General features: G+C 33.5%; 18 protein-coding genes. 11 read left to right on the top strand and 7 right to left on the bottom strand.

Annotation, left to right across the window (positions count from 1 at the left end):
* The first annotated feature begins 115 nt into the window (after positions 1-115).
* The 8 genes from Q0829_RS10255 to Q0829_RS10220 all read left to right on the top strand — a co-directional run bounded on the left by Q0829_RS10255 (position 116) and on the right by Q0829_RS10220 (position 7858).
* Positions 116-298 carry a hypothetical protein gene (locus Q0829_RS10255; RefSeq protein WP_298542124.1) on the top strand — a complete coding sequence of 61 codons (183 nt, stop codon included), beginning with the start codon at positions 116-118 and terminating at the stop codon, positions 296-298.
* Positions 299-396: 98 nt separating this feature from the next.
* Positions 397-534 carry a hypothetical protein gene (locus Q0829_RS10250; RefSeq protein WP_298542122.1) on the top strand — a complete coding sequence of 46 codons (138 nt, stop codon included), beginning with the start codon at positions 397-399 and terminating at the stop codon, positions 532-534.
* Positions 535-711: 177 nt separating this feature from the next.
* Positions 712-2445: a tetratricopeptide repeat protein gene (locus Q0829_RS10245; protein ID WP_298542120.1), complete on the top strand. Its 1734-nt coding sequence runs from the start codon at positions 712-714 to the stop codon at positions 2443-2445.
* A 151-nt stretch (positions 2446-2596) separates the two neighbouring features.
* On the top strand, positions 2597-2752 hold the full coding sequence (locus tag Q0829_RS10240; RefSeq protein ID WP_298542117.1) for a hypothetical protein: 156 nt from the start codon (positions 2597-2599) through the stop codon (positions 2750-2752).
* A 191-nt stretch (positions 2753-2943) separates the two neighbouring features.
* Positions 2944-3129 carry a hypothetical protein gene (locus tag Q0829_RS10235; protein ID WP_118459490.1) on the top strand — a complete coding sequence of 62 codons (186 nt, stop codon included), beginning with the start codon at positions 2944-2946 and terminating at the stop codon, positions 3127-3129.
* A 372-nt stretch (positions 3130-3501) separates the two neighbouring features.
* Positions 3502-4716 (top strand): lanthionine synthetase C family protein, encoded by a 1215-nt coding sequence (locus Q0829_RS10230; protein WP_298542115.1) that lies wholly within the window; start codon positions 3502-3504, stop codon positions 4714-4716.
* A 20-nt stretch (positions 4717-4736) separates the two neighbouring features.
* Positions 4737-6971, top strand: coding sequence for a lantibiotic dehydratase family protein (locus tag Q0829_RS10225; RefSeq protein WP_298542112.1), 2235 nt, complete (start codon positions 4737-4739; stop codon positions 6969-6971).
* Entirely contained in the window at positions 6971-7858 is an 888-nt protein-coding gene (locus Q0829_RS10220) for a thiopeptide-type bacteriocin biosynthesis protein (protein ID WP_298542110.1), read from the top strand. The genes Q0829_RS10225 and Q0829_RS10220 overlap by 1 nt, the downstream gene beginning before the upstream one ends.
* 24 nt (positions 7859-7882) lie before the next feature.
* Here Q0829_RS10220 and Q0829_RS10215 read toward each other — a convergent pair whose 3' ends face one another.
* From Q0829_RS10215 to Q0829_RS10185, 7 genes are all read right to left on the bottom strand, one after another.
* Positions 7883-8041, bottom strand: a complete 159-nt coding sequence (locus Q0829_RS10215) for a hypothetical protein (protein ID WP_298542108.1) — start codon at positions 8039-8041, stop codon at positions 7883-7885.
* Positions 8042-8266: 225 nt separating this feature from the next.
* Positions 8267-9841, bottom strand: coding sequence for a carbohydrate-binding protein (locus tag Q0829_RS10210; protein WP_298542105.1), 1575 nt, complete (start codon positions 9839-9841; stop codon positions 8267-8269).
* Positions 9842-9885: 44 nt separating this feature from the next.
* Complete coding sequence (locus Q0829_RS10205; protein ID WP_298542102.1) at positions 9886-12225, bottom strand: family 20 glycosylhydrolase; 2340 nt, start codon at positions 12223-12225, stop codon at positions 9886-9888.
* Positions 12226-12228: 3 nt separating this feature from the next.
* Entirely contained in the window at positions 12229-13101 is an 873-nt protein-coding gene (locus Q0829_RS10200) for a BadF/BadG/BcrA/BcrD ATPase family protein (protein WP_298542100.1), read from the bottom strand.
* 124 nt (positions 13102-13225) lie between these two features.
* Positions 13226-15136, bottom strand: coding sequence for a glucosamine-6-phosphate deaminase (gene nagB, locus Q0829_RS10195; protein WP_298542097.1), 1911 nt, complete (start codon positions 15134-15136; stop codon positions 13226-13228).
* Between the two features lie 97 nt (positions 15137-15233).
* On the bottom strand, positions 15234-16769 hold the full coding sequence (locus Q0829_RS10190) for a SusD/RagB family nutrient-binding outer membrane lipoprotein (RefSeq protein WP_298542095.1): 1536 nt from the start codon (positions 16767-16769) through the stop codon (positions 15234-15236).
* Between the two features lie 32 nt (positions 16770-16801).
* Positions 16802-19924, bottom strand: a complete 3123-nt coding sequence (locus Q0829_RS10185) for a SusC/RagA family TonB-linked outer membrane protein (protein ID WP_298542092.1) — start codon at positions 19922-19924, stop codon at positions 16802-16804.
* 212 nt (positions 19925-20136) lie between these two features.
* Here Q0829_RS10185 and Q0829_RS10180 point away from each other — a divergent pair, with 212 nt between their 5' ends.
* The 3 genes from Q0829_RS10180 to Q0829_RS10170 all read left to right on the top strand — a co-directional run bounded on the left by Q0829_RS10180 (position 20137) and on the right by Q0829_RS10170 (position 23829).
* On the top strand, positions 20137-21198 hold the full coding sequence (locus Q0829_RS10180) for a histidine kinase (RefSeq protein WP_298542091.1): 1062 nt from the start codon (positions 20137-20139) through the stop codon (positions 21196-21198).
* On the top strand, positions 21195-21923 hold the full coding sequence (locus Q0829_RS10175; protein ID WP_298542089.1) for a LytTR family DNA-binding domain-containing protein: 729 nt from the start codon (positions 21195-21197) through the stop codon (positions 21921-21923). The genes Q0829_RS10180 and Q0829_RS10175 overlap by 4 nt, the downstream gene beginning before the upstream one ends.
* A 97-nt stretch (positions 21924-22020) precedes the next feature.
* On the top strand, positions 22021-23829 hold the full coding sequence (locus Q0829_RS10170) for a sodium:solute symporter family protein (RefSeq protein ID WP_298542086.1): 1809 nt from the start codon (positions 22021-22023) through the stop codon (positions 23827-23829).
* The last annotated feature ends 35 nt before the right edge of the window (positions 23830-23864 follow it).

Here is a 23864-nt window from a genome sequence, read left to right as displayed (position 1 = left end):
TTATTAGTTCCTATTTGGTATTCGATAGATTGAGACTGAAAGATTATATGTTTTTCACTTTTTAGTTAATCCCATTTTATTTCCAATAATATAGTTAAAAACACACGATTAAATCATGAAAAAATCATTAAAGAATTTAGAGCTAAAAAAACAAACGATTAGTAATTTAAATCTTAATAAAGTTAGAGGAGGAGCCGGTTTTACTTCTGCAATAACCTGTACGCCTTCAGAAATGAATGCCTGTGGTAATACTGCTCGAACAGGTCCTGGTACAATGCCAGTTTGCATAAGACATTAATTGAGTTTCAGATTTTCTGAAAAGTAATGTCGACAATCCATTTTGATAAGGGAAAACCGAAAACCTTATAATAGAGTAGGTACTTAAAACACTTAGATATGTTAGATAAAATTTTAGAGATGAATAGTGTCTCAATTATAGATAAGAAAAAGCAACAATCTGTAAAAGGAGGAAACAATTATCCACACTGCATTTGGTTGGGAGGTCCTGATTGCCAACCTATACATATGCATTAATGCCATAATACATTTTATGTTTTTTAGAAAAGATTCTTCAATAAGTGGAGAGTCTTTTCTTTAAGTGATTATCTCGTTAGGTCTTGATTACAATACGAAAAATACCGTAATTGATCTAATAAACTCTTTTTAAGAAAGTAATTATTACATTTGGATCATCACATAATATTGATTCAAATGATTTCTTTTGTTAAAAGATGCATACCTAAATATGTACTTCTTTATGTATTTGCATCCGTTTTTTCAATAACAAAAACATACGGGCAAGAACAATCAACAGTAATTCCCGATAGTTTACGATACAAAACCGCCGAAGAACTAGTAGAATTAATAAAAAAAACATATCCAGAAGAAACCGGGATCTATGAAAAAGCACTTTTGACCAATCGATATTCAGATGGTAATCTTGCAGAAAAATATTATGACATAGGTCTTTTTTTCTATTATAAAGCAGCGCATCCAAAAAGCTTACAATATTTGGATAAAACGATACAAATCGCGAAAGCAAAAAACCAATTAAAAGAATTAGGAAAAGCATATAGTTTAAAAGGGAATATGTATCTACTAGAAGGAGATAACCAACAGGCATTGGATTCATATTATGCAGCTATAGATATCGCAAATATGATAGGAGATATTGATCGAGAAATGATCGCTAAATCTGGGCTTATCGTAGTATTAGCAAGAATGAATCAGCTAGACAAAGCCATTGAAATATCTGATCATATGCTTAAAACCATTCACCGTACTTCATTTGTAAACAGCGAAAATCATGTACGCGTATATACAACTATTAATGATGTATATCTAGCTAAAGAAATGTATGATGAAGTCTTGTATTATGCAGATAAAGGAATTGAGATCAGTGAACGTATTGACTTTAAAATAGGGCTACTCGATTTATACATAAAAAAAGGAATGGTTTTCTATTATCAAAAGAATTACCCTAAAGCACTCGAGTATCTAATCAAGTCTGAAGAGATTTTATCGACAGAAGAGGTTGAAAGCAAATTTTACCCAACAGTGAATACTAACTATTTTATGGCTAGCTGTTATTATCAACAGAAGAAGTATGATCAAGCAATCACGTATGCACGTAAAAGTATTGATGTTATAAAAGAAAGTGATAAAAACAAAGCGCCAGTAATTCAATTGCACTTATTGTTAGCCAATTGTTATAGAGCGAAAAAGGAGTACGAACAAGCACTATTCTGGAATGACGAATATGTTAGACTGAACAAATATTATCAAATAAATAAGGACAAGACAGTAAATAAAATTTATAAGAAAGAAGCTCGAGAATTAGAGTCACAGATAGGTGTTTTACAAGATGAAATGATAAAAGAAAGCAGAAATAAATATGTAACAAGTAGTGTTTTGATTATCATTTGTATACTTCTTATAGGCATGGTAGGTGTATATTTAAAAAAGCAGCAAAAGAGTAAAAATACGTTTGTCCAATTAGTTGAAAAAATAGAACAGCTAGAAGCTAAAGAAACAATGAAAAGTGGCAAGATGCTGGTAAAAGAATTAAATATCGATGATCAAAAAGTTAATAGTATACTACAAAAATTAGAAAGATTAGAGGAACAGGAATATTTCTTGAAATCAGATTGCAACCTTAGAGGAATGGCGAAAAAGGTGAAAAGTAATGCGACCTATTTATCCAAGATTATTAGTACTTATAAAATGAAAAATTTTAATGAGTATATCAATGATCTGAGAATTGAGTATGTACTTAAACGATTAAAAAAAGATAAAAAGTTTAGATCTTTTTCGATTACGTCAATAGCCACTGAGATTGGCTATAAAAGTGACAATTCATTTACGAAACATTTTAGAGCAAGAACCGGGCTTAATCCATCCTATTATATCAAGAATATAGAAAAATTAGCAACCGAGTATACGTGACTTTTTTTTGCTGTCGAAGAGACGCAAATTAGACAATTTGAGGTTTGTTCGTTATGAATAAGAAAACATAAGGAGTATATTTCGTTTAATGAATGGTAGGATATTTTTCCATGCCATTTAGATATATAATAAACACGCAAATTTTAAACTTATGAAAAGCAAAAAAACAAACACAATTACGCTGAAAAAGCTTACTATAGCTAGGATAACAACATCAGAAATGATTCAAGTACAAGGGGGCAGTAGTGTTTCTACTGTAAATTTCGATAATACTTATATTAAATGTAATGATAGTGATACGTATTAACTATTAGAGTGTAATTTTCTAACAATAAATACAAATTTTTAACACACCAAATTTAGCTCCGCAGTTTGAACAAACTGCGGAGTTTTAGTTTTTAAGCTTCTAAGTTGTCACCTACTTTAGTCCTATCAGGATTTGATAAGGGGAAGCCGAAAACCTTAGTATAGAGTAGGTGCATTTTTAAATTTCATATCATGAAAAAATCATTAAAAAATTTAGAGCTTAACAAACAAACGATTAGTAATCTGAATCTTAAGAATATTAAAGGAGGAAGTGTAACAGGTACTATGTCCTTTGGTTGTGGAGGACCGAATGCTACAAATGCATTATGTAATTCAGTGCCTATTTGGGAAGGAGGAATAGGATGTGTGGCTAAATAAGAAATAGTTACCGTAATATTATAATCAAAATAATTTCTGTTTCCCTACGATCTATTCGTAGGGAAATTTTAAAACCAATAACCTGAAAATGATAATAACATCTTATAATATCTGATTAAAAATGATTTCTTAGAAAAATTCCTCGCTTAGTCATCTATTCGTTTTGTATGCTGTTTATCTCTATATAGAATTTTCTGGATATAGTTTTCGATAAACGTTTTTATGCAAATAAAAGATATCTGATAATCATAATATACTTCTTTTTTAAAGAGCTTTCTCCTCATTTTGTCCAATATAGGGTCATATAATTTTTCATTTCTCTAATTAGGTGCTACATTAGACCACCAATGAAATAAAATGAATTAATCTTCAATGAATACGACCGAAATTTTAAAAGAAAAATTAAAAGAAATACATCATATTTTAAAAGAAAATTATGCAGATAAAGAACATCTAGGAGTTTTGTCTGGTATTTCTGGTATCTCACTTTTTCAGTTTTATTATGCACGTTTTGTAGAGGATGAACAAATTGCAGACATAGGGGTAGCCGTTATATCAGAAACTATACAACGTATGAATGATGGATATTCTTTTCCTACTTTTTGTACAGGTATTGCAGGGGCAGGATGGGTATTAGAGTTGTTAAATGAAGAAGAGTTTATCGATATTGACAATGATGAACTTTTATCCGACTTAGATAATTACCTTTTAGAATCCATGGAATCCGATATTAAGAATGAATATTTTGATTTTTTACACGGAGCAATAGGGTATGGGTATTATTTTTTAAAGAGATATCAAAATACAGCATCAGAGCCCTTAAGACATCAGTATAAAGAATATCTTTTCCAGCTTATCAAAGCACTCAGGAAGAGCTCGCATACGAATGAACGAGGAGTTTTCTGGAAGTACGAGTTACACAAGAAAGATAATCTTCATGGCACTAATTTAAGTTTGTCACACGGAATGGCAAGTGTCATTAATTTTTTAAGTAGATTGTACCAATATCAGGATTTCCAGGAGTATGTAAAAGATTTATTAATTGGTGCAGTAGATTTTATAATCAGTTATAAATATCCTGGAGAAAGCCAAAGTTCTTTTTTTCCTAGTTGGGTGTACCCCGAAATGGAAAAATACACCAATAGCAGATTGGCTTGGTGTTATGGAGATTTAGGAATGGGGATTTCACTTTGGAAGGCAGGCAAGGCATTAGATAATGGTGAATATAAAGAATTAGCTATACAGACGTTAAAAAATTCTACCAAAAGAAGAGATGTTGAAGAGGCAAGAATAAATGATACAGGTTTATGCCATGGCGTGTTTGGAATCATCACTATGTTTAATTATATGTATAAAGAAACTAAAGAATTAATATTTAAAGAAACAGCAGATTTTTGGATGGAAGAAGCACTAAAAATGGATACATATAAAGACGGTTACGCAGGATACAAACAATGGAGAGGTGATCAGGAAGAATGGAAAAATGAAGCTAATTTATTAGAAGGAATAGCTGGAATAGGTTTATCCATGATTTCCTATTTAGCACCATCAGAAAATCAATGGAACCAATGTTTAATGATTAACTAATCTTACCTAGCGAAAAAACTATGGGCTATAAAAATTTCCCGAAATACGTTTTACGTACTCCTCTATTTTCCTTTTCATTCTATAAAGAGCTTACTCAAAATAAAACACTAAAAGAAGAAGAGCTAAAACAAGTCTGTTCTGATAAAATTATCAAAGAAGCTATTTTTTTAGCATCACCTTCTTTATATCAGGAATTCGAAAAGTGGTTGAAAGGCGATATCAGAGAAAAGGCAGCGTCAGATCGTATGATGTATTCTGTATTAAAATACATTAGCAGAATGTCCTCACGTTGTACGCCTTTTGGTCTATTTGCAGGAACAGCGGTTGGAAGTTTTTCGGATATTACGAGCATTGAACTTTTGGATAAATCAAAAAACAATCGTCATACCCGATTGGATATGAATTATCTGGTAGCGCTATCTCAGGATATTGTTAAAGATAAAATGATTCGGGATCAACTTCTTTTTTACCCTAATACCAGTATTTATAAAGCTGGTAAGCAACTCAGATATGTAGAGTATACCTATGTAGAAAGTAGAAGAGTACATCATATCGTAGCGGTAGAAGATTCTGAGTATTTACAAAAAGTGCTTTCTGAAGCCAGAAAGGGATCTCAACTCTATGAGTTAGCAGAATTATTGGTAGATGATGAAATTAGTCATGAAGAAGCATCTGGATTTATAGATCAATTAGTAGAAAGTCAATTGTTGATTAGTGAGTTAGAACCATCTGTTTCTGGGCCCGAATTTTTAGATCAGATAATACCGGTTCTTAAAAAACTATCGGGAACTGAACAAATCATTTCTGAGCTAGAAAGTGTACAATTAACATTGCAGCGGATAGATAAAAATATAGGAAACCCAGCAAAGGAATACATCGATCTTAGTGAATCTTTAAAGAAATTAGGTACCGGTTTCGAATTGAAGTATATGTTTCAGACAGACATGAACCTTTCTTTAGAAACGAATACAATTAGTCACGAAACCGTAAGGAAGATAAAGAAAGGATTATCATTACTTAATAAACTTACATTACCACCAAAAGAAACACTTAATTCCAGATTTAAAACAGCGTTTTATGAGCGATACGAGAGTAGAGAAGTCTCTTTATCAAAAGCACTCGATGTAGAACTTGGAATTGGGTTCTTGCAGGATAAAGATTCGGGAGATGTAAGTCAAATAATTGATGATCTTGTACTACCATTCAAAAGAGAAAAAACAGCTATAAGAGATGTTAGATGGTCTCCAATACATGCAGTACTTAATAAAAGATTGCTAGCCTGTATTAAGGAACAGCAGAGTACTTTGGTATTAACAGACAAAGATTTTAATGGTTTCGAGGAAAATTGGGAAGATTTACCGGATACTATTTCTTCTATGATAGAATTGGTAGAGGTAGATGGAGTCGAAAAAATTACGATGTCTAGCTGTGGAGGCTCAAGTGCCGCAAACCTTTTAGGACGCTTTTGTCATGGAGACAAAGATTTAGATATTTATACAAAAGAAATAATCGATCTAGAAACAAAGTTAAATCCTGACAAAATTCTTGCAGAAATTGTGCATTTGCCAGAGTCTCGAGTCGGAAATATTTTGATGAGACCCAGTTTTAGAAAATATGAAATCCCATATCTGGCAAAGTCTATTCTGAATGATGAACAACAACTTTTATTAGATGATCTAATGATTTCGGCTAGCCCTAACGGGAAGGTGATATTGAGGTCTAAAAAGTTCGATAAAGAAGTGATCCCACATTTAACCAATGCACATAACTATTCAAGTAACGCACTGCCGATTTATCAGTTTTTAGCGAATATGCAAACGCAAAACCAGAGAGGAGGTATTGCCTTTGATTGGGGACCATTTGCCGAAGAGTATGATTTTTTACCAAGAGTAGAATATAAAGATATTATATTCTCTAATGCAATTTGGAATATTTCATCATCCGAAATACAACCTTTATTAAATAATCTGAATGATGAAAATCAATTTTATAAAGAATTGGAGAACTTTGTGGATACTAAAAGTTTACCACAGTTTGTACTTCTGGTAGATGGCGATAATGAATTGCTAATTAACTCTAAAAATACTACCTCTATAAAAATGTTATTGAATACTGTAAAAAAGAGAAGTAGATTTAAACTTAAAGAGTTTTTGCATGTCAATGAGAGTTTGATAAAAGAAGGAGAAAAAGGATATACAAATCAAATTGTTATGTCGTTTTATAATGAAAAGAAATTAAAAAATTTGCAGAATTAATGATGGACGTACAAAGATCTTTTATAGTGGGTAGTGAATGGTTATATTATAAAATATATACTGGGCCTAAAACCTCAGATTTGGTTCTGACAGATATTATTAAACCTACTGCAATGAATTTATTAGAAAATGATATCATTGATAAATGGTTTTTCATTCGGTATAACGACCCAAAACACCATATTAGAGTTAGATTCCATTATGAGAATCCTGAGAATGTGGCTGGAGTTATTAATGCTTTATATGCTTCGCTTAAAGAGTTTTCTGACGAAGATCTGATCTGGAAAATACAGCTAGATACATATCAGAGAGAAATAGAGCGTTATGGAGTAAAAACTATGAGCGAGTCAGAAGAATTATTTTTTCTGGACAGTAAGATGATCGTAGATTTTTTGGATATGATTGATGGAGATGAAGGAGAAGAACTAAGATGGTTGTTTGCAACAAGAGCAATAGATCAACAGCTACAGGATTTTGGGTATAAAGAAGATGAAAAAATGGCTTTAATGGAACGATTAAAACTTGGTTTTGGAGCCGAATTTGGTATGAATAAAGGCCTAAAAAAGCAACTAGATAAAAAATTCAGGAATGAGCATGATAAGATTAAGAGTTTTTTAAATTTTGAAAGAGAAACGGATGCTGATTATGCGCCTATTATTGATGTTTTAGCAGAAAAGAGTAAGCATAGTGAAGTTTTAATTAGAAAGATTTTATCCGTTGTGAGTAAACCCGAATTAGATGATATGATGGGTAGTTATATTCATATGCTTATGAATAGGTTATTTAGATCCAAAAATCGCTTACACGAAATGGTAATTTATGATCTACTCTATAGAACTTATAAAGTAGCGTGGGGAATTAGAAAGTTTAAGAATAAGGTGTCATAGGTCTTTATTCTATATTCATTGTATCTATGCATCACTAAGGCAATATCTTCCTGGTTCTGGCATTGCCATTGCAGGTGATAGATCAATAAAATTACTACAATCTCCTGCGTTTTGAGGAGTCCCACCTTGTATTTTTATTAACTCTTCTCTAGTTAATGCCCTCATGTTTTTTAATTTTTTCATAATAATAAGTTTTATAAGCTTAAAGTTAAGAAATTAAGTTTAGCTTATTTATAGGAGATTCTGAGTATTTTGCTCAAAATAAATGACTTGTGATTAATTGCGTTTAGTATTTACTAGGAGATACAATTCATGTAAAAGACCATCTAAAACTTTTTTAGATGGTCTTTCTACTACTAAATAAGGAATAAGTGCTCAGTTGAGAATAGTTTTAATTTTAATTATTGGCTAATTACAGTTTTGTACAAATTCCCAGGGTTTTCCACTTCCGGTATTTGTCGCAGGGACATCGCCTTGAGTCCACCACTTTGCCCGATATATTACATTTTCGTAGAAAACTTCGTTTCCGCCGACATATGCAATAGCAGCGTTCCATTCATTTCCGGTACAATTGCCATTTCCTCCATCGTTTCCATCTCCGCCATCACCATCACCATTACAGTTTTCTATAAATTCCCAGGGTTTTCCATTTCCAGTATTGGTAGCAGGGATATCTCCTTGTGTCCACCATTTCGCTTTATATAAAGAAGCTTCATAAACTACTTCGTTTCCATTGGTATAAGCGGTGGCTGAATTCCACTGACTAGCAGAACAACCAGAGCCATTTCCTCCGCCACCGTCACCGTCACCATCGCCACCATTATAGGGAGACTCTGGATAGTTTTCTGCATTGGCAATTGCCTGAGATTGAGAAACCCCATTTAATACCTGACTGGATGCATATAAATATCCATAGGCAGAAGATGAGCTTTCTTCTAGTAACATTTGCCATATCATGATACCATCTGTTGTGCTTTTTGAAGAAATATGACTGGATAGGTCGGCTATATTTTGGTAATTATAAGTATAATATGGACCCCAAGGTTCATTAGGATAATGAGTTCCGGCTGCTATTGAAAAACCGTATTGATTTGCATAATATTTATAGGAGTCATACATAATAGCTCTGTTACTGGCAGCACCTGTATTATAACCTTGATAAGCAATTAAATCAATTTTATCGCCTACTGCTTTTATTACCGGGATCATATGTCCGGTAGAAGCAAACCCAAATAAACTAATAGCCTGATTTGGTGACGTGGCATTGAATAGATTCGTATCTGATTCTCCGGTAACCGTATTTCTATTGCTATGCGCAAAAGGAGAAGAAGGATCATCATTGTTTAGACCTCCTAATGCTCCTGCACCAGCGGGTGCGCAAGCAATCACATATTGACCTTTTGGCATGATTGCTCTTGATTCATTAAAAAAGGTAATAAATCGCTGCACATTGATAGGTTCTCCTATAGTTTGGAACCCACCATTTGGTTCAAAATCCCAATCAATACCTTCGAATCCCATATCATCAACTAAATCTTTAATTTGGTTATAGTCAATATCATAGGCAGCATCCGTACCCCAATACGTTTCCCCACCAATAGAAAGAATTACTTTGATTCCTTTGGTTTTAAGAATGGACACAGATTCCTTTAGCGTTTGACCGCCATAAGGAGTTTGAATTCCAGTTCCGGTAATATCATAGGATCCTTTTTGATATCGTAAGTCAGGTTTTGCAAAAGCAAGAAATACATGAGTAACATGTTCAGGAATATCCCGCAGTTTAGATCCTTGTCCTGTGGTGGTCCAGCTTTCTGACCAGGATGGAAAATATCCTAGAACAATAGGTTCTGTAATTGCTGCCCGATTGATTAAAGGAGTTGTTTCTTTTAGGTTTTGCTCGTCGAGAAAACTCTCATTAGTGCATGACTGAAATACTATGAATAGCAAGAAGATACATCCGGTAAGTTTTTTTAATAGGTTCATAAGAGTTTGTGTTTACATTAATTTTAAATAATTGATAATCACTTTTATTTTAGTGAAAGCGCTTTTTGAGAGTTTTGATAAAAAATCATCTTCTCATTGACTAATAGGTATTCTTTATCTAGTTCTTTTCGATATTTTAACGCGACGGTATTCCAATCTGATGCCCATCCTTTTACAATATTGTTTAGATAGACGATTTTAAGTTTATGTTTCCCTTTTTTAAGAGCTATCGAGCTTTCTTCTGGGTGTTTTTTTATTGTTTTTTTGTAATCAATAACCAGTTGATCACCGATCCATATTTGATCTTGCGTACTAGAGAAATAATAAATTCCATCTTCAGGGATATCAATGTACCCTTCTAAAAAAACAGCTTTAAAATTTTCCTTTTTAACCTCATGTCCCCAGTCGAAGGTGTTATTTGCTTCTTTAATACTTTTGATAATTGATACTTCTGTTGGGATTTCTTTTTCGATTTCATCGATACTCGAAAAGTGACCTTTTATCGTTTTTATCTTCAATCCTGGAGACAAATCCATGGATTTTGATATTGATGGGAGATAAGATTGTTTAACAATATTAATAGTTCTTGTTGCACTGATTTTGCCATGAGGTAGTACTGAAGCTATTTTTAGCGTAGTAGTTTTATGAAATGTAAGCGCTTTTGTATATTCATCACTGTGGTTAGTAGGATCTGATCCATCAGTAGTGTATACCATTTTTACAGGATGAGTTGTGTGAAACGGTAAGGTTATACTATCAAGAAATGCGATATGATCAGATGAAGGTCCTTCTGGTAAAGGAATGTGGTAATTTATTTGATGATCCTCAAGTATAGGATATAAATTATTGAGCCGATTTAAGAAACTATTGAAGTTTTTGTTTTTTTCTGCTGTCCATCCGGTTTCGGCAATTGCTATTAGTCTAGGATACAGTTGATATTCTGCAATGTTATCATTGTCTGTTTGTTCTGCCCACAGATTTCCTTGTAATCCAAGAATATGATGTCTTTTGTTTTCTTGTATAGCGTCGGGGATTGGGTTGTAATCATATGTTTTTTGTAGTGGAGTATGCCCTCCAAAGGCCATGGGTTCTACTTGTTTACTGCCTTGGTAAAAGTTGAGATATACATAGTCTAGTGGGGTCATAATTACGTCGTGACCTTCATTAGCAGCTTTTATACCTCCTTTTTCACCTTGCCAGGACATAATATTAGTTGTTTTTGTAATTCCTCCTTCCAGAATTTCATCCCAACCTATCATTACTTTATTATGATTCTGGAGTATCTTTTCTACACGTGCCATAAAGTAACTTTGTAATTCTTTTTCGTCCTTTAGACCTTCTTTTTTTATTAATTTTTGACATAATTCAGATTCTTTCCAAGCGCGTTTTGGTACTTCGTCTCCGCCCACATGAAAATACGTATACGGAAATAATGTGGCCATTTCTCGTATTACATTCTCTATAAAAACGTATACCTCTTCTTTTCCAGCGCACAAAATATTATAATCTACACCCCAAATTTCTCTTATTTCGAAAGGCTTTTCGACACAGGCAAGCTCAGGATATGAAGCAAGAATTGCCTTAGCATGTCCAGGCATATCAAATTCCGGAATTACATCGATAAATCGTTCCTTGGCATATGCAACGACTTCTTTTATATCCTCTTGTGTATAAAACCCGTGGTAAACATCATTTTTTTTGTTGCCTCTTTTGGCACCGATCTCCGTTAGTTTTGGATATTGTTTTATTTCGATACGCCAACCCTGATCATCCGTTAAGTGCCAATGAAATTTGTTTATTTTTAATGTTGCCAAAAAATCCAATTGCTTTTTGATAAATTCTACGGTAAAAAAATGCCTTGACACATCAAGTAATACACCTCTCCATATAAAAGCTGGTTCATCTTTAATAGCTACAGAAGGAATTATAACTTGTATATCTTCTTTGAAATGATCATTGGGGATAGGTGGCAACAGTTGTATTAAGGACTGTGCTCCATAAAATAAGCCTTTGGTGGTTTTCGAAATTATCGAAACATGATTCTCATAGGTTTTTAATAAATAACCTTCTTCGTTTAATTCTAGTGAGTGGTCTATTAATAAACGAATGGAGTTCTTTTTTTTCTGATCAGATGTTTTAAGGTGTAATCCTGTTTTATGATTAATAATGTCTATAAAAAATAGGGCAATTTTTTTAGCTCCTTGATCTTCTGTGAAAAATGAAGTTTCTTTATCTATTGTGAAACTTCCTTCTTTTTCTAATAAAGACAACGGCATAGGTGTAATTCTGGGATTTGTATTTACAACCGCTATATGGTTCTCGTTTTTATGACAAGAGACTGAAAATATGAGTATAGATAGTATGTAGAAAACGGATCTCTTCATGTGTTAACTTATTTTTTGTAATGGATGTTGGGTAGAAATAATATGGTTGATAAGATTATTGATGGGTTTTTTAACAAAGCTTTTTACCGTAAAACCTCTATCTACTACTATTCGATTAATTATATCTTGCGAATAATATGCAATAGAACCCACAAAGTGAATAGGGTGATTTTCTAATTCTTTAGCGTAAAGCATTAAATAATTATCAATGAATATCTTGATCCCGTTATACAGTAAATTCTCTATAAAAGGATGATCTCTATGTTGGAAGATAAAGATTGCATATGATGCTAAATACGCATTAGGTTGTTTAAGGTCATATAAATTATAAAAGAGTTGTTCTAAATCAGCCCCAAACCTGGTCTTAAACTCTTTGGCAAGACTAGCGGGCATGTTTTGTAAATAAAAGCTCTTCAAAAGTTCTTTTCCAAAATAATTACCGCTTGCTTCATCGGCAAGTAAATATCCTAATGAAGGAGCATATTGTATTACTTTTTCACCATCAAAGTAGCAACAATTCGATCCTGTTCCTAGAATTGCAATAACACCAGGAATCTCTGTAGTGGCGTGTACAGCAGCAATAATATCTTCTTCGACTTTTATTAATTTTGCATTTTTAAAAATGGAGTATAAGGATGATTTGATTTTTTCATTTGATGTTTTTGTTCCACAACCCGCTCCATAAAAATGTATTTCGTCAATTAAATTTCTTTTTTCTGATAGTTCAGAAATCTCTAATATGATATCTTTAATGTTGTTTTGTGATATATTTAATGGGTTGATTCCTATGGTCGTTTTAGAACATAGAATATTCCCGAATCGATCGATTAGAATCCAATCACACTTTGTAGAACCACTGTCAGCTATTAATATCATACATTCTAATCTTTATTATTTAGTCCTTTACGAAGGATTTACAAGTTTGGAGTTTATTTCAAAGTTAATTTTGCTTTAAAAACATGTTAGTGAGCTTACGAATTAGTAAGAAATACGATGGTTTTTAGAAATAATGCCTTTTAAAAGCCTCAATTGCTTCATAATCGGCTAATCCGAGATTGTCATATAGTTTTGCTGTATTTTTATTTCGTTCCTCTGCTCTTAACCAAAATTCTCTGGAGTCTTCTCCCTGAAACATGACTTTGTCTTTCTGTGATTGATGAAAAAGAATGGCATTTGTCTTTCTATTTACTTCATCAGGGCTTAGGGGTACAGCCATTTCGATGTCATGAATATCCCATTCGTGCCAAGCTCCTCGGTATAACCATAACCAGCAATCATTCATAAAATCTTCCTCTTTTACTATTGAAACTGTTTCCAGAATAGCATCAAGACACAGTTTATGGGTTCCGTGTGGATCTGCCAGATCTCCAGCGGCATAAATCTGATGTGGTTTTATATGAGTTATGATGCTCTTTATGATATTAATATCGGCATTACCAATAGGGTTTTTCTTAGCCCTTCCGGTTTCGTAAAAAGGAAGGTTCAGGAAATGAACTTTGTGATCAGGAAGTCCCAGATATCTTGTAGCGCCATAGGATTCCATTCTTCGAATTAGACCTTTAGTCAATCTCACTTCGGGAGAATCAATATCCCCAGTGTTTTTAGATTTTATGTTGTCGATAATTGTTTTAAAAACAGTATCATCTTTAGATAAGTGTTGCGCTACTTCTCCAAATTTTAAAGCTTCTTGATCTGTTACTGCAATGTTGCCAGAAGTTTGATATGCAACGTGTACGTCATGACCTTGATCGATAAGTCTTGAAAATGTGCCTCCCATAGAGATTACATCATCATCAGGATGGGGACTAAAAATAAGAACTCTTTTTTGAGAAGGGTTTGCTCTTTCTGGACGCTTGGTATCATCTGCATTTGGTTTTCCACCTGGCCATCCGGTAATGGTGTTTTGTAGATGATTAAACATTTTAATATTTAGTTCATATGCTGACCCTTCTAATGTTAATAGGCTAGACATACCGTGATCGTTATAATCTTTGTCAGTTAATTTTAATAAAGGTTTTTGTACTTCCTGACTTAACCACGTAACCGCCTTTAGTTTAAGTTTTGGTGTCCAGATACATTGATCTACCAACCAGGGAGTTTTAATCCTGGTAAGATCTGCAGCTGCTTCGTTATCTAAAACTACTGTGATATTTTTATGCTCTTGCAAGAAAGAGGCTGGAATCTGCGAGGTTATTTCTCCTTCAATAGTTTTTTTAACAACAGATGCTTTTTTATGTCCCCACGCAAGCAGAAGTATACGTTTAGCTTTCATAATGGTACTAATTCCCATAGTGATTGCTCTTTTAGGGACATTTTCTAAACCATTGAAATCTGAAGCAGCATCTCTTCTGGTTATATGATCTAAGGTAATAATTCTGGTTCCTGAATTGCGATGAGATCCGGGTTCGTTAAAACCGATATGTCCTGTTCTTCCGATACCCAGAAGCTGAAAATCAAGTCCTCCAAGTTTTTTGATTTTCATCTCATAATCAATACAATACTGATCGATTTCTTCTGTATTAATATTTCCCGAAGGGATATTAATATTTTCAGGGTTTATATCCACATGATCAAAAAGATGCTGATGCATAAAGTGATAATAACTCTGCTGGTTATCGATATCCATCGGATAATATTCATCGAGATTAAAGGTGATTACATTATTAAAACTGAGTTCTCCCAGCCGATACAATGTTACCAGTTCTTCGTATACCTTTATTGGAGAAGATCCTGTAGCTAAACCTAAGATACAAGGCTTACCTTCTTTTTGTTTTTGTTTTATTAAATCTGCAATTTCTAAAGCAGCCAGTTTAGAAGCATAAGAAGAATCCTGGAATATTTCGTTATGGATTTTTTCGAATTTAGTATCCTCAAATTTGCCAACTTGCCTGAATTTAATTTCTTTAATCATTTTTCTTTTTTTAAGCTTTAAGGTGATTTAAGTTTTATTTTTTTCAAATGTTATTGGGTTGATATATAGATGAATAAAGAGAGTTTTTGCAATTCATTTATTCAATATCCCACCAAATATTGGTTGTCATTATGTCCATCCCTTGTCTATCTATAGCCTCTTTGACATTTGCTTCATTGGATACCAGTTCTGTGGTTGAGTATTGAAGTCTTTTAGGAACGGTCCCATTATTAGGTTCTGAAACAAAAAATGTGGTATTATCAGTAAAAGTTGGAATAAGTTCTGTTCTTCTTACCAGAGACCAGGCTTCGTATCCATTCATTAGAAGAGCCAACCATCGCTGATTCCAGATAGCTTCTAATTGTTGTTCTGTAGCACCGGATAAAGTAGCGATCGATTCATTGGCTATAAAAGTTTCAATATCACCAGCATCTACGCCCCAGAAATTCATACTTGTTCTTATGCCTTCTTCGTAAAGTGCCTGTGGACTTCCTGAATAACCTAAAAGTGCTGCTTCTGCCTGTAGAAAATAGGATTCAGCTGCGGTTAGTATTTGAGTAGGCGCTATATTAGCAACATCAGTGGTCGAGGTTCCAATGATTTTTTGAGAAGGAATGGCAAGGTTATCTCTTGGTATAATCCCTCTCATAGAAATTGCAGTACCTTCGTAAGTTCCGTTAGGAGAGGCATCTGCCATCTGTACTAGCCTTGGATCGTTATTGTCATTTAATAGATTCATAAAGCGATCTGAGAATACCCATTTAGAACCTAGTCCTCCAAATCCCCAATAAACATCTTCAAAACTTCCATCCAGAAATGATAATATTAATGCGGATTCTGATTTTTTTATAAGTGCTTCATTAGAACTATCAATCAAAGTATTGCTCAGGCAATCATTAATAACGGTATCTATAAATGATTGTTCACCAGCTTGTATAAAGGCATCTCTGGATCGTATCGCTATTCTTAATCTTAGTGTATTAGCAAATGCTTTCCATTTTTGAGGATCTCCGTTATAAATAAAATCCCCTTCTGCACCTGCAATAATTTCTGATGATGAACCAATTTCATCCATTTGTGCTTTTAACTCATTTAGAAGTCCAGTGTAGATTTCTTTCTGAGCATCATATTTAGGTTGTGGGTTATCAAGAATCAATTCGTCCCCGATTACTTCACTGTAAGGAATGTCTCCATAGATATCGGTCATTTTTTGATAAAACCAGGACATCATGATTTTTGTGACTGCTGCACCATTACTATCTCCCAGATCATTATATGTCCCTAATAAGTTTCTGATATTTAAGGAGACTTTTTGATAGGATGCATCAAATACAGCATTGGTCCAGCCTTGATTATTCTGGTAAGCATCACCAGCAAACCAGGATCCTTCGGCATTGTAACTAAACTGATTTGCAAATTGGCTTGTATAGATTAAATTTCCTCTCCAGGTAAGGAAACGAGGTTCTGCAAATTCAAAATATTGTACTCCTGCCATGATCCCTTCTACAGTTGCGGTTTGTGGATCAATAGGATTCGTATTGATTTCTTCAAAATCCTCTGTACAAGAAATGGACACAAGTATTAGTATAAGAAAACCAACAAATAGTTTCAGAATGTGTTTTTGAGTTTTCATGATTCTTTATATTTTAATATCGTTATTCGTTTTTAAAAAGTAAGATTTACTCTAAGTCCGTGGCTGCTAGCTGAAGGAATTCCGAAAAATTCTACACCTCCAAAACTTGTGTTGAATCCTGTTTCTGGATCAAAGTTGTCCGTATTACTATGTAAAATGGCTAAGTTTCTTCCTACATAGCTTATAGATAAATTAGAGAGATGAAGTCCTTTAATAGTTTTTTCAGGAAAGTTATATCCAAATGTTAACTCTCTAAACTTGATAAAGCTCCCATCATATACCCAGTTTTCTGCTATTTGACCAACTCTACCCCAGTATGTCTGAGGATTTACACCTCTTTGTTGTACATCGGGATCTAATGTGCCATTTACAGTTGCATTCTGAGGAACAGTAATACCTTGTCCTCCGGAAAAGAACTCTCTACCTTGTAGTGTTTCTACAGCAGTACCTTGTGTATGTCTTTGTATTTCTGATAATGAAAATACATCACCACCAAACCTTGCATCAAATAAAAAGCTTAAGGAGAATTGTTTATAAGAAAAAGTGTTTCCCCAGTTTAAAAAGGCATCCGGAGCAACATCACCAATCTGGGATATTTCGGTATTTACTACCGGTAACCCATTCGTGTCATACACTATGTTGCCATTATCATCTCTGGTAAAAGTAGTACCAAATAATCCTTGAGCACTGGATCCAACTTCTGCTGCTACTTGTACAACGTCATTAAATTGTCGTATCAATATATTCCTTTCTACTCCTTGGGCTAATTCTTCTACCTCATTTTTATTCGTAGTAAAGTTTAACGTTGTGGACCAGCTAAAATCATCTGTCTTTATAATATCAGCATTTAGAGAGAGTTCAAGTCCTTTATTGGTAACCAAACCTGCATTAATGATCTGATTGGCAGCACCACTTGCAGGAGGAAGGGTGAGTCTTAATATTTGATCTTCAGTTCTTATGGTATAATACGTTGCAGATAATCCGATTCTACTATCCATAAAACGTGCGTCTATACCAAACTCCAGTGCATTCGAAATTTCAGGAACTAAGTTAGGGTTATTAAGTTCTGGACCTGTACCAGCTCCTTCTTCAGCATTCCCGAAAAAGAAAAAACGTTGTCCATTGAATAAATTAGAAGACACATTGTAGGTATTTACTAAGGAAAAAGCACTTGTAGCATTTCCTGTTTGCGCAAAACTACCTCTTAGTTTAAGATTTGATAATATCTGACTATCTTGCAATGAAGGGAAAGCATCAGTAACTACAAAACTTAAACCAACAGATGGATAGAAAAAAGAAGCGTCATTTATTGGTAATGTAGAACTCCAGTCATTTCTGGCTGTAAATTCTGCAAACAAGTAATTGTTGAAACCAATTGTCATAGATCCGAATATCGAATTTGATGAATTTTTAGCATTACCAGGAACTACGCTGATACTTTCGAAATTATTAAGTGAGAAAAAGTTAGGTAGTAAAAAAGTTTCCCCGATAGCTTGTAAAGATTCAAAAGAAACATCAGAGTGACTAAAACCAAGTGTAGCCCCCAAATTAAAATTGTTACCTATATCCGTATTGTACCTAAAAATTAGATCATAATTGTTGGTTCTTGCCGTTGATTTAGTGTCAGAAAACCGACCGTTACCAGCAATATCAAAAGCACCAAATGGATTAAATATTTGCTGACTGGTTGTGATATGATCCTGAGAAAGTCTCATGAGGCCTTTTAATCCTGGCACGATATCAATGTTTAATTCTAATAGACCTATGTAGCGATCAGTTTCGTCCTCATTTAATAAGGTGTTTGTGGTATAATATGGATTAGTAATAAAAGCTCCAGCCCAATTATTAGGTGTGTCATCTGGCTCTAAAAAATTATTGCTTAACAAAGTGTTAGAAATATTTCTGGGTCTTAAAGAAAGAGCTCTGGTTATATTTGTTTGTCCTCCTGTTAGTTCGGGTCTGTTTCTGGCATCTTGATGGATATAATCTACTTTCCCCAGGATTTTTAACCAATTAGTGATAGAAGCTCCCGCTTTAATACTGAAATTTTGTCTTTTTAAATTACTTCCAGGCACGATAGATTCGTCATCTAACCTGGAATAACTAAATCGATAATCAAATTTTTCTGTTCCTTGTGATACAGCAACAGAATTCAAGAAAGAAAATCCTGTTCTAAAAAAATCTTTAAAGCTATTATCGTTTGCAGCATAAGCAGCTGTTCCAATCCCATCGAAACGTTCTCGTTGTGATCCATCTAATCTTGGTCCGAAACTACTACCATTCGTAATATCATATACTAATTGATTCGTTGAGGTGTCAAATTGACCTTGACCAAACTCGTTTTGGAATTTAGGAGATACTAGTAATGAACTAGCCGTTACTGCAGAATTTATTTCAACAGTAGGTTTGTCAGAACGCCCTTTTTTTGTGGTGATTACCAAAACTCCATTGATACCTCTAAATCCATAGAGCGCGGTAGCATTCCCTCCTTTTAACAACGATATGTTTTCAATATCATTAGGATTCAGATTAGATAAAGTATTACCATAATCAAGCCCGGAAGCAAAATCTCCCTGACCTCCCTGATTATCGTCTATAATAACACCATCTAGTACTATTAAAGGTTGGTTGTTGGTTCCTAAAGAACTAATCCCTCTAACATTAATAGATACAGAGGATCCAATCCCACCTGAATTAGAATTAATATTTACACCTGCTAACTTACCACGGATAGCCGATCCTACATTAGGATCTGCAGTCTGTACTATGGTTTCAGATTTGAGTTGCTGTACTGAGTATCCTAATTTTTTGGATTCTTGTCGTATACCAAAAGCCGTTACAACTACATCTTCTAATTGTTCTGCATCTTGTTCTAAACTGACATTTATAGAGTCTGATGAATCGACAAGTATTTCTTTAGTCTTAAACCCAATATATGAAAACTCCAAAACATCTCCAGTAGAGACCTTAATTGTGTATGTGCCATCAAAATCGGTTTGAGCTCCGGTAGCAGTTCCTTTTATGATCACATTAACTCCAGGTAATGGAGTATTATTTTCAGCGTCTGTTACCGTACCCGATACTTTTTTCTCCTGAGCTATAACTCCAATTACTAAAAATAAAAATGAAATTAAAGTGAATTTTTTTTGCCTCATGTTTTCCTTTTATTGATTATTTGTGATGTTCTAAAGTAATAGTTTGAAGGTTTTCTTTTTTTTTTTTTATCCAAACAACAGCATTTTGATAATGAACGACATATAACTATAGATAACCGTTATTAGAAGTTTTTCGAAATAATTTTTTTCTTGCTTTTTATCTTATTTAATGATACTTTTTCACAGTTTTTTAATAAAATTAACACTATTCTGTGTCAAAAACTGAAGAAAATGTAATCCACAAAGCTGTGGTAGAGAAAACAATTAAGAGAAGGTATCATATCTATTTCTGGTTGATATACTTTCTTTTTAATGTAATTAGATGGGGTAGTTATTTTAATGACTATTGGTACTCATTTAAATCCAATATGGTAGAGTTTCCATTACATTTGGTTATCGTTTATTTTAATATATATTATTTAATACCTAATTATTTACTAAAGAAGAAATACATATCCTATGTCGCTTTTTTACTTTTTAGTTTAGGAATTCATTATGTGGTAAGATCTGGTCTTAACTATTGGTTAATCACAGAAAATATCTGGCCTGAAGCTCAAGGAGAAAATGAACCTTTTGGACTTAATCATATCATTGCAGTTGTGTTAGGTGAGTTATACGTTCTGGCACTTACTTTTTCGATTAAAATTAGTGTTGATTTTATTATGGAAAGAAATAAAAATCAGCAGCTTACAGAATTACAATATAAAACAGAGTTAGAATATCTCAAAGCACAAATTCAGCCCCACTTTTTCTTTAATACGTTAAATAATCTGTATGCATTAACCATGCAAAAATCTTCTAAGGCATCAGAGGTAGTTGTTAAATTATCAGAATTTATGCAGTACATAATATACGATGCCAGTAAAAGAAAAGTTCCTTTAATACAGGAAATACAATATATAGATAATTATATAGAGCTGGAGAATATCAGATATGGAAATCAACTCAAGACAGAAATTAACATTGTAGGATGTATAGATGATGTGTTGGTAACCCCACTTTTATTCTTACCGTTTGTAGAAAATGCCTTTAAGCACGGTTTTAAAGATAGAGGTGAGATGAGCTTATCGGTTTCATTTGAAGTTGATAATGAAGCATTAATTTTTATAGCTGAAAACAGCTATGATAAAGAAGCTTCTTCTAGATCAAAAAATGGAATCGGAATTAAAAATGTAGAAAGAAGACTACAGCTTTTATATAATAAAAACTATAAATTGAAAATATCAAATGATAACGATATATATAAGATTACCCTTAAAATCCCAACCATATGACCATAAAGAGTATCATAATTGATGATGAACATTTGGCGATAAGTATAATTGAATCATACTTGAAAGAATTTAAAAATATTGAAGTTATAGGTGTATTTAAAAACCCACTGGAAGCTTTGCCAATATTAGAAGATGGAGGTGTTGATGTTGTCTTTTTGGACATTAATATGCCAAGAATGAATGGTTTAGAGTTTTTAAAAACGCTTAAAGAATATCCGCAAATCATTATTACTACGGCATATAAAGAATATGCGATCGAAAGCTATGAATTAGAAGTTCTCGACTATTTAGTAAAACCAATACCTTTTAGTAGATTTTTGAAATCAATTAATAAATTAATGGCGAGACTTATTAGTCTGGATAAAGGAAAACCTTTTGCTGATTTTGAACAAGCTCCTCACATTTTTTTGAAGGTCGATAAAAAACTAATCAAAATTTTTCTTAGGGATATTCTTTATATAGAAAGTTTAAAAGATTATATAAAGCTGCGTAGTGTAGAAGGAACCTATATTTCTCATAAATCATTAGCTAGTATAAGTGAAGAGTTACCATCAGAAAATTTTATTAGAATACATAAGTCATATGCCATCGCCATAGATAAAGTAAAATCAGTAGAAGGAAATCTTGTAGAAATAGACAATAAGAGAATCCCGATAGGACGTAATTACTCAATGCATGCTAAAAAACAGATATTAAAAAATAAAGGGAACCTATTGAATGAATAAATTAGATCCGGATCATATACACAAATTTTTATAACAAAAATAAAATAGCCTCTTATAACAAAACTGGCATAATCAATAATACCGCAAATACATTCACATGAAACTAAGTACACTCGATTACTCAATTATTATAACTATTCTGCTTACCACGCTTTTGATAGGTTTGATAGTATCAAAAAAAGCTGGAAAAAGTACTTCAGAATATTTTTTATCTGGCAGAAATATGCCTTGGTGGTTATTAGGTTTTTCTATGGTAGCGACAACCTTTTCTACTGATACGCCAAATTTCGTAACCGATATAGTACGAAAAGATGGAGTTTCATCAAACTGGATGTGGTGGGCATTTTTAATTACAGGGCTTCTAACCGTTTTTATCTATGCTAAACTATGGCGAAGATCTAACGTTAACACGGATATTGAATTTTATGAATTACGTTATGGAGGAGCTCCGGCCGTTTTTTTAAGATCATTTAGAGCTTTATATCTAGGTCTTGTGTTTAATGTTTTTGCAATGGCAGGTGTAACCCTTGCTGCCATTAAGATTGGTAGTATTATGCTTGGTTTAGAACCGTGGGAGACTATAGTGTATGCAGGAGCAATCACTGTAGTGTTTAGTGCTTTAGGAGGTTTTAAAGGTGTAGTGTATACAGATTTTTTATTATTTTTTATCGCTATCATTGGTGCAATAGGAGCAGCGTATTATTTAGTGAATATACCCGAAGTTGGTGGATTAGAAAGTTTAATAACACACCCTAACGTGGTAGATAAACTATCTTTATTACCTGATTTTAATGATAAAGAAGCACTCATTACGCTATTAATCATTCCTTTAGCCGTTCAATGGTGGAGTTCCTGGTTCCCAGGAGCAGAACCTGGAGGAGGAGGCTACATTGCACAACGTATGTTAGCAGCCAAAAATGAAAACCACGCAATAGGAGCAACGTTCTTTTTTAATATTATGCATTATGCCTTACGTCCTTGGCCTTGGATATTAGTAGCACTGGCTTCACTTATAGTATTTCCTGATATAGCTAGTATTCAAGAAGCTTTTCCAAACGTATCTGAAGATAAATTAGGACATGATTTAGCATATTCGGCCATGCTTGCAAAATTGCCAAGTGGGCTTTTAGGTTTAGTGTTTGCCTCGCTTGTTGCCGCATATATGAGTACTATTTCTACCCACCTTAATTGGGGATCTTCTTATATCGTTAATGATTTTTACAAACAACAGATAAAAAAAGATGCATCAGAGAAAGAGTTAGTGATGGTTGGTAGGATCTCCACAGTTGTTCTTATGGTTTTAAGTGCCTTGTTTGCGCTATATCTTAAGAATGCAAAACAGCTTTTTGATATTATAATCATGTTTGGAGCAGGTACCGGACTTATTTTTATTCTTAGATGGTTTTGGTGGCGAATCAATTCGTGGAGTGAGATTTCGGCAATGCTTATTTCGGGAATTGTTTCATTACTATTCGCTTCACCAATAGGGGATAATTTATTTGGTGGAGATGCATTGATGCCAGGTTGGGCAAAGCTTCCAAGTATTGTGTTTATAACAACCGTTGTTTGGATAAGCGTAACATTATTAACAAAGCCCGAAAGCAAAAGTGTTTTACAAGGTTTTTATAAAAAAATACAACCTGGAGGACCTGGCTGGGACAAGGTTATTACAGAGGCAAAGCAAGACAATGTGGATATAGTAAATACTACAGAAGGTTGGAGTGTACCATCGGGTATTTTAGCATTGTTATTAGGATGTTTCGTCGTCTATGGAGTATTATTTACTACAGGACACATCATTTATGGTAATCTACAAGAATCATTGATTTTAGGTTCAGGAACCATAATTGCGGCTGTTTTATTAATCAGAGTATGGAAAAAAATTGGTAAAAATCTAATTGTGTAGCAGCAGTATCAAACATATTTAACTATGATTATAAA

The sequence above is a fragment of the uncultured Aquimarina sp. genome (assembly GCF_947492405.1).
GTDB lineage: Bacteria > Bacteroidota > Bacteroidia > Flavobacteriales > Flavobacteriaceae > Aquimarina.
This window is presented reverse-complemented; position numbering and strand designations above follow the sequence as displayed.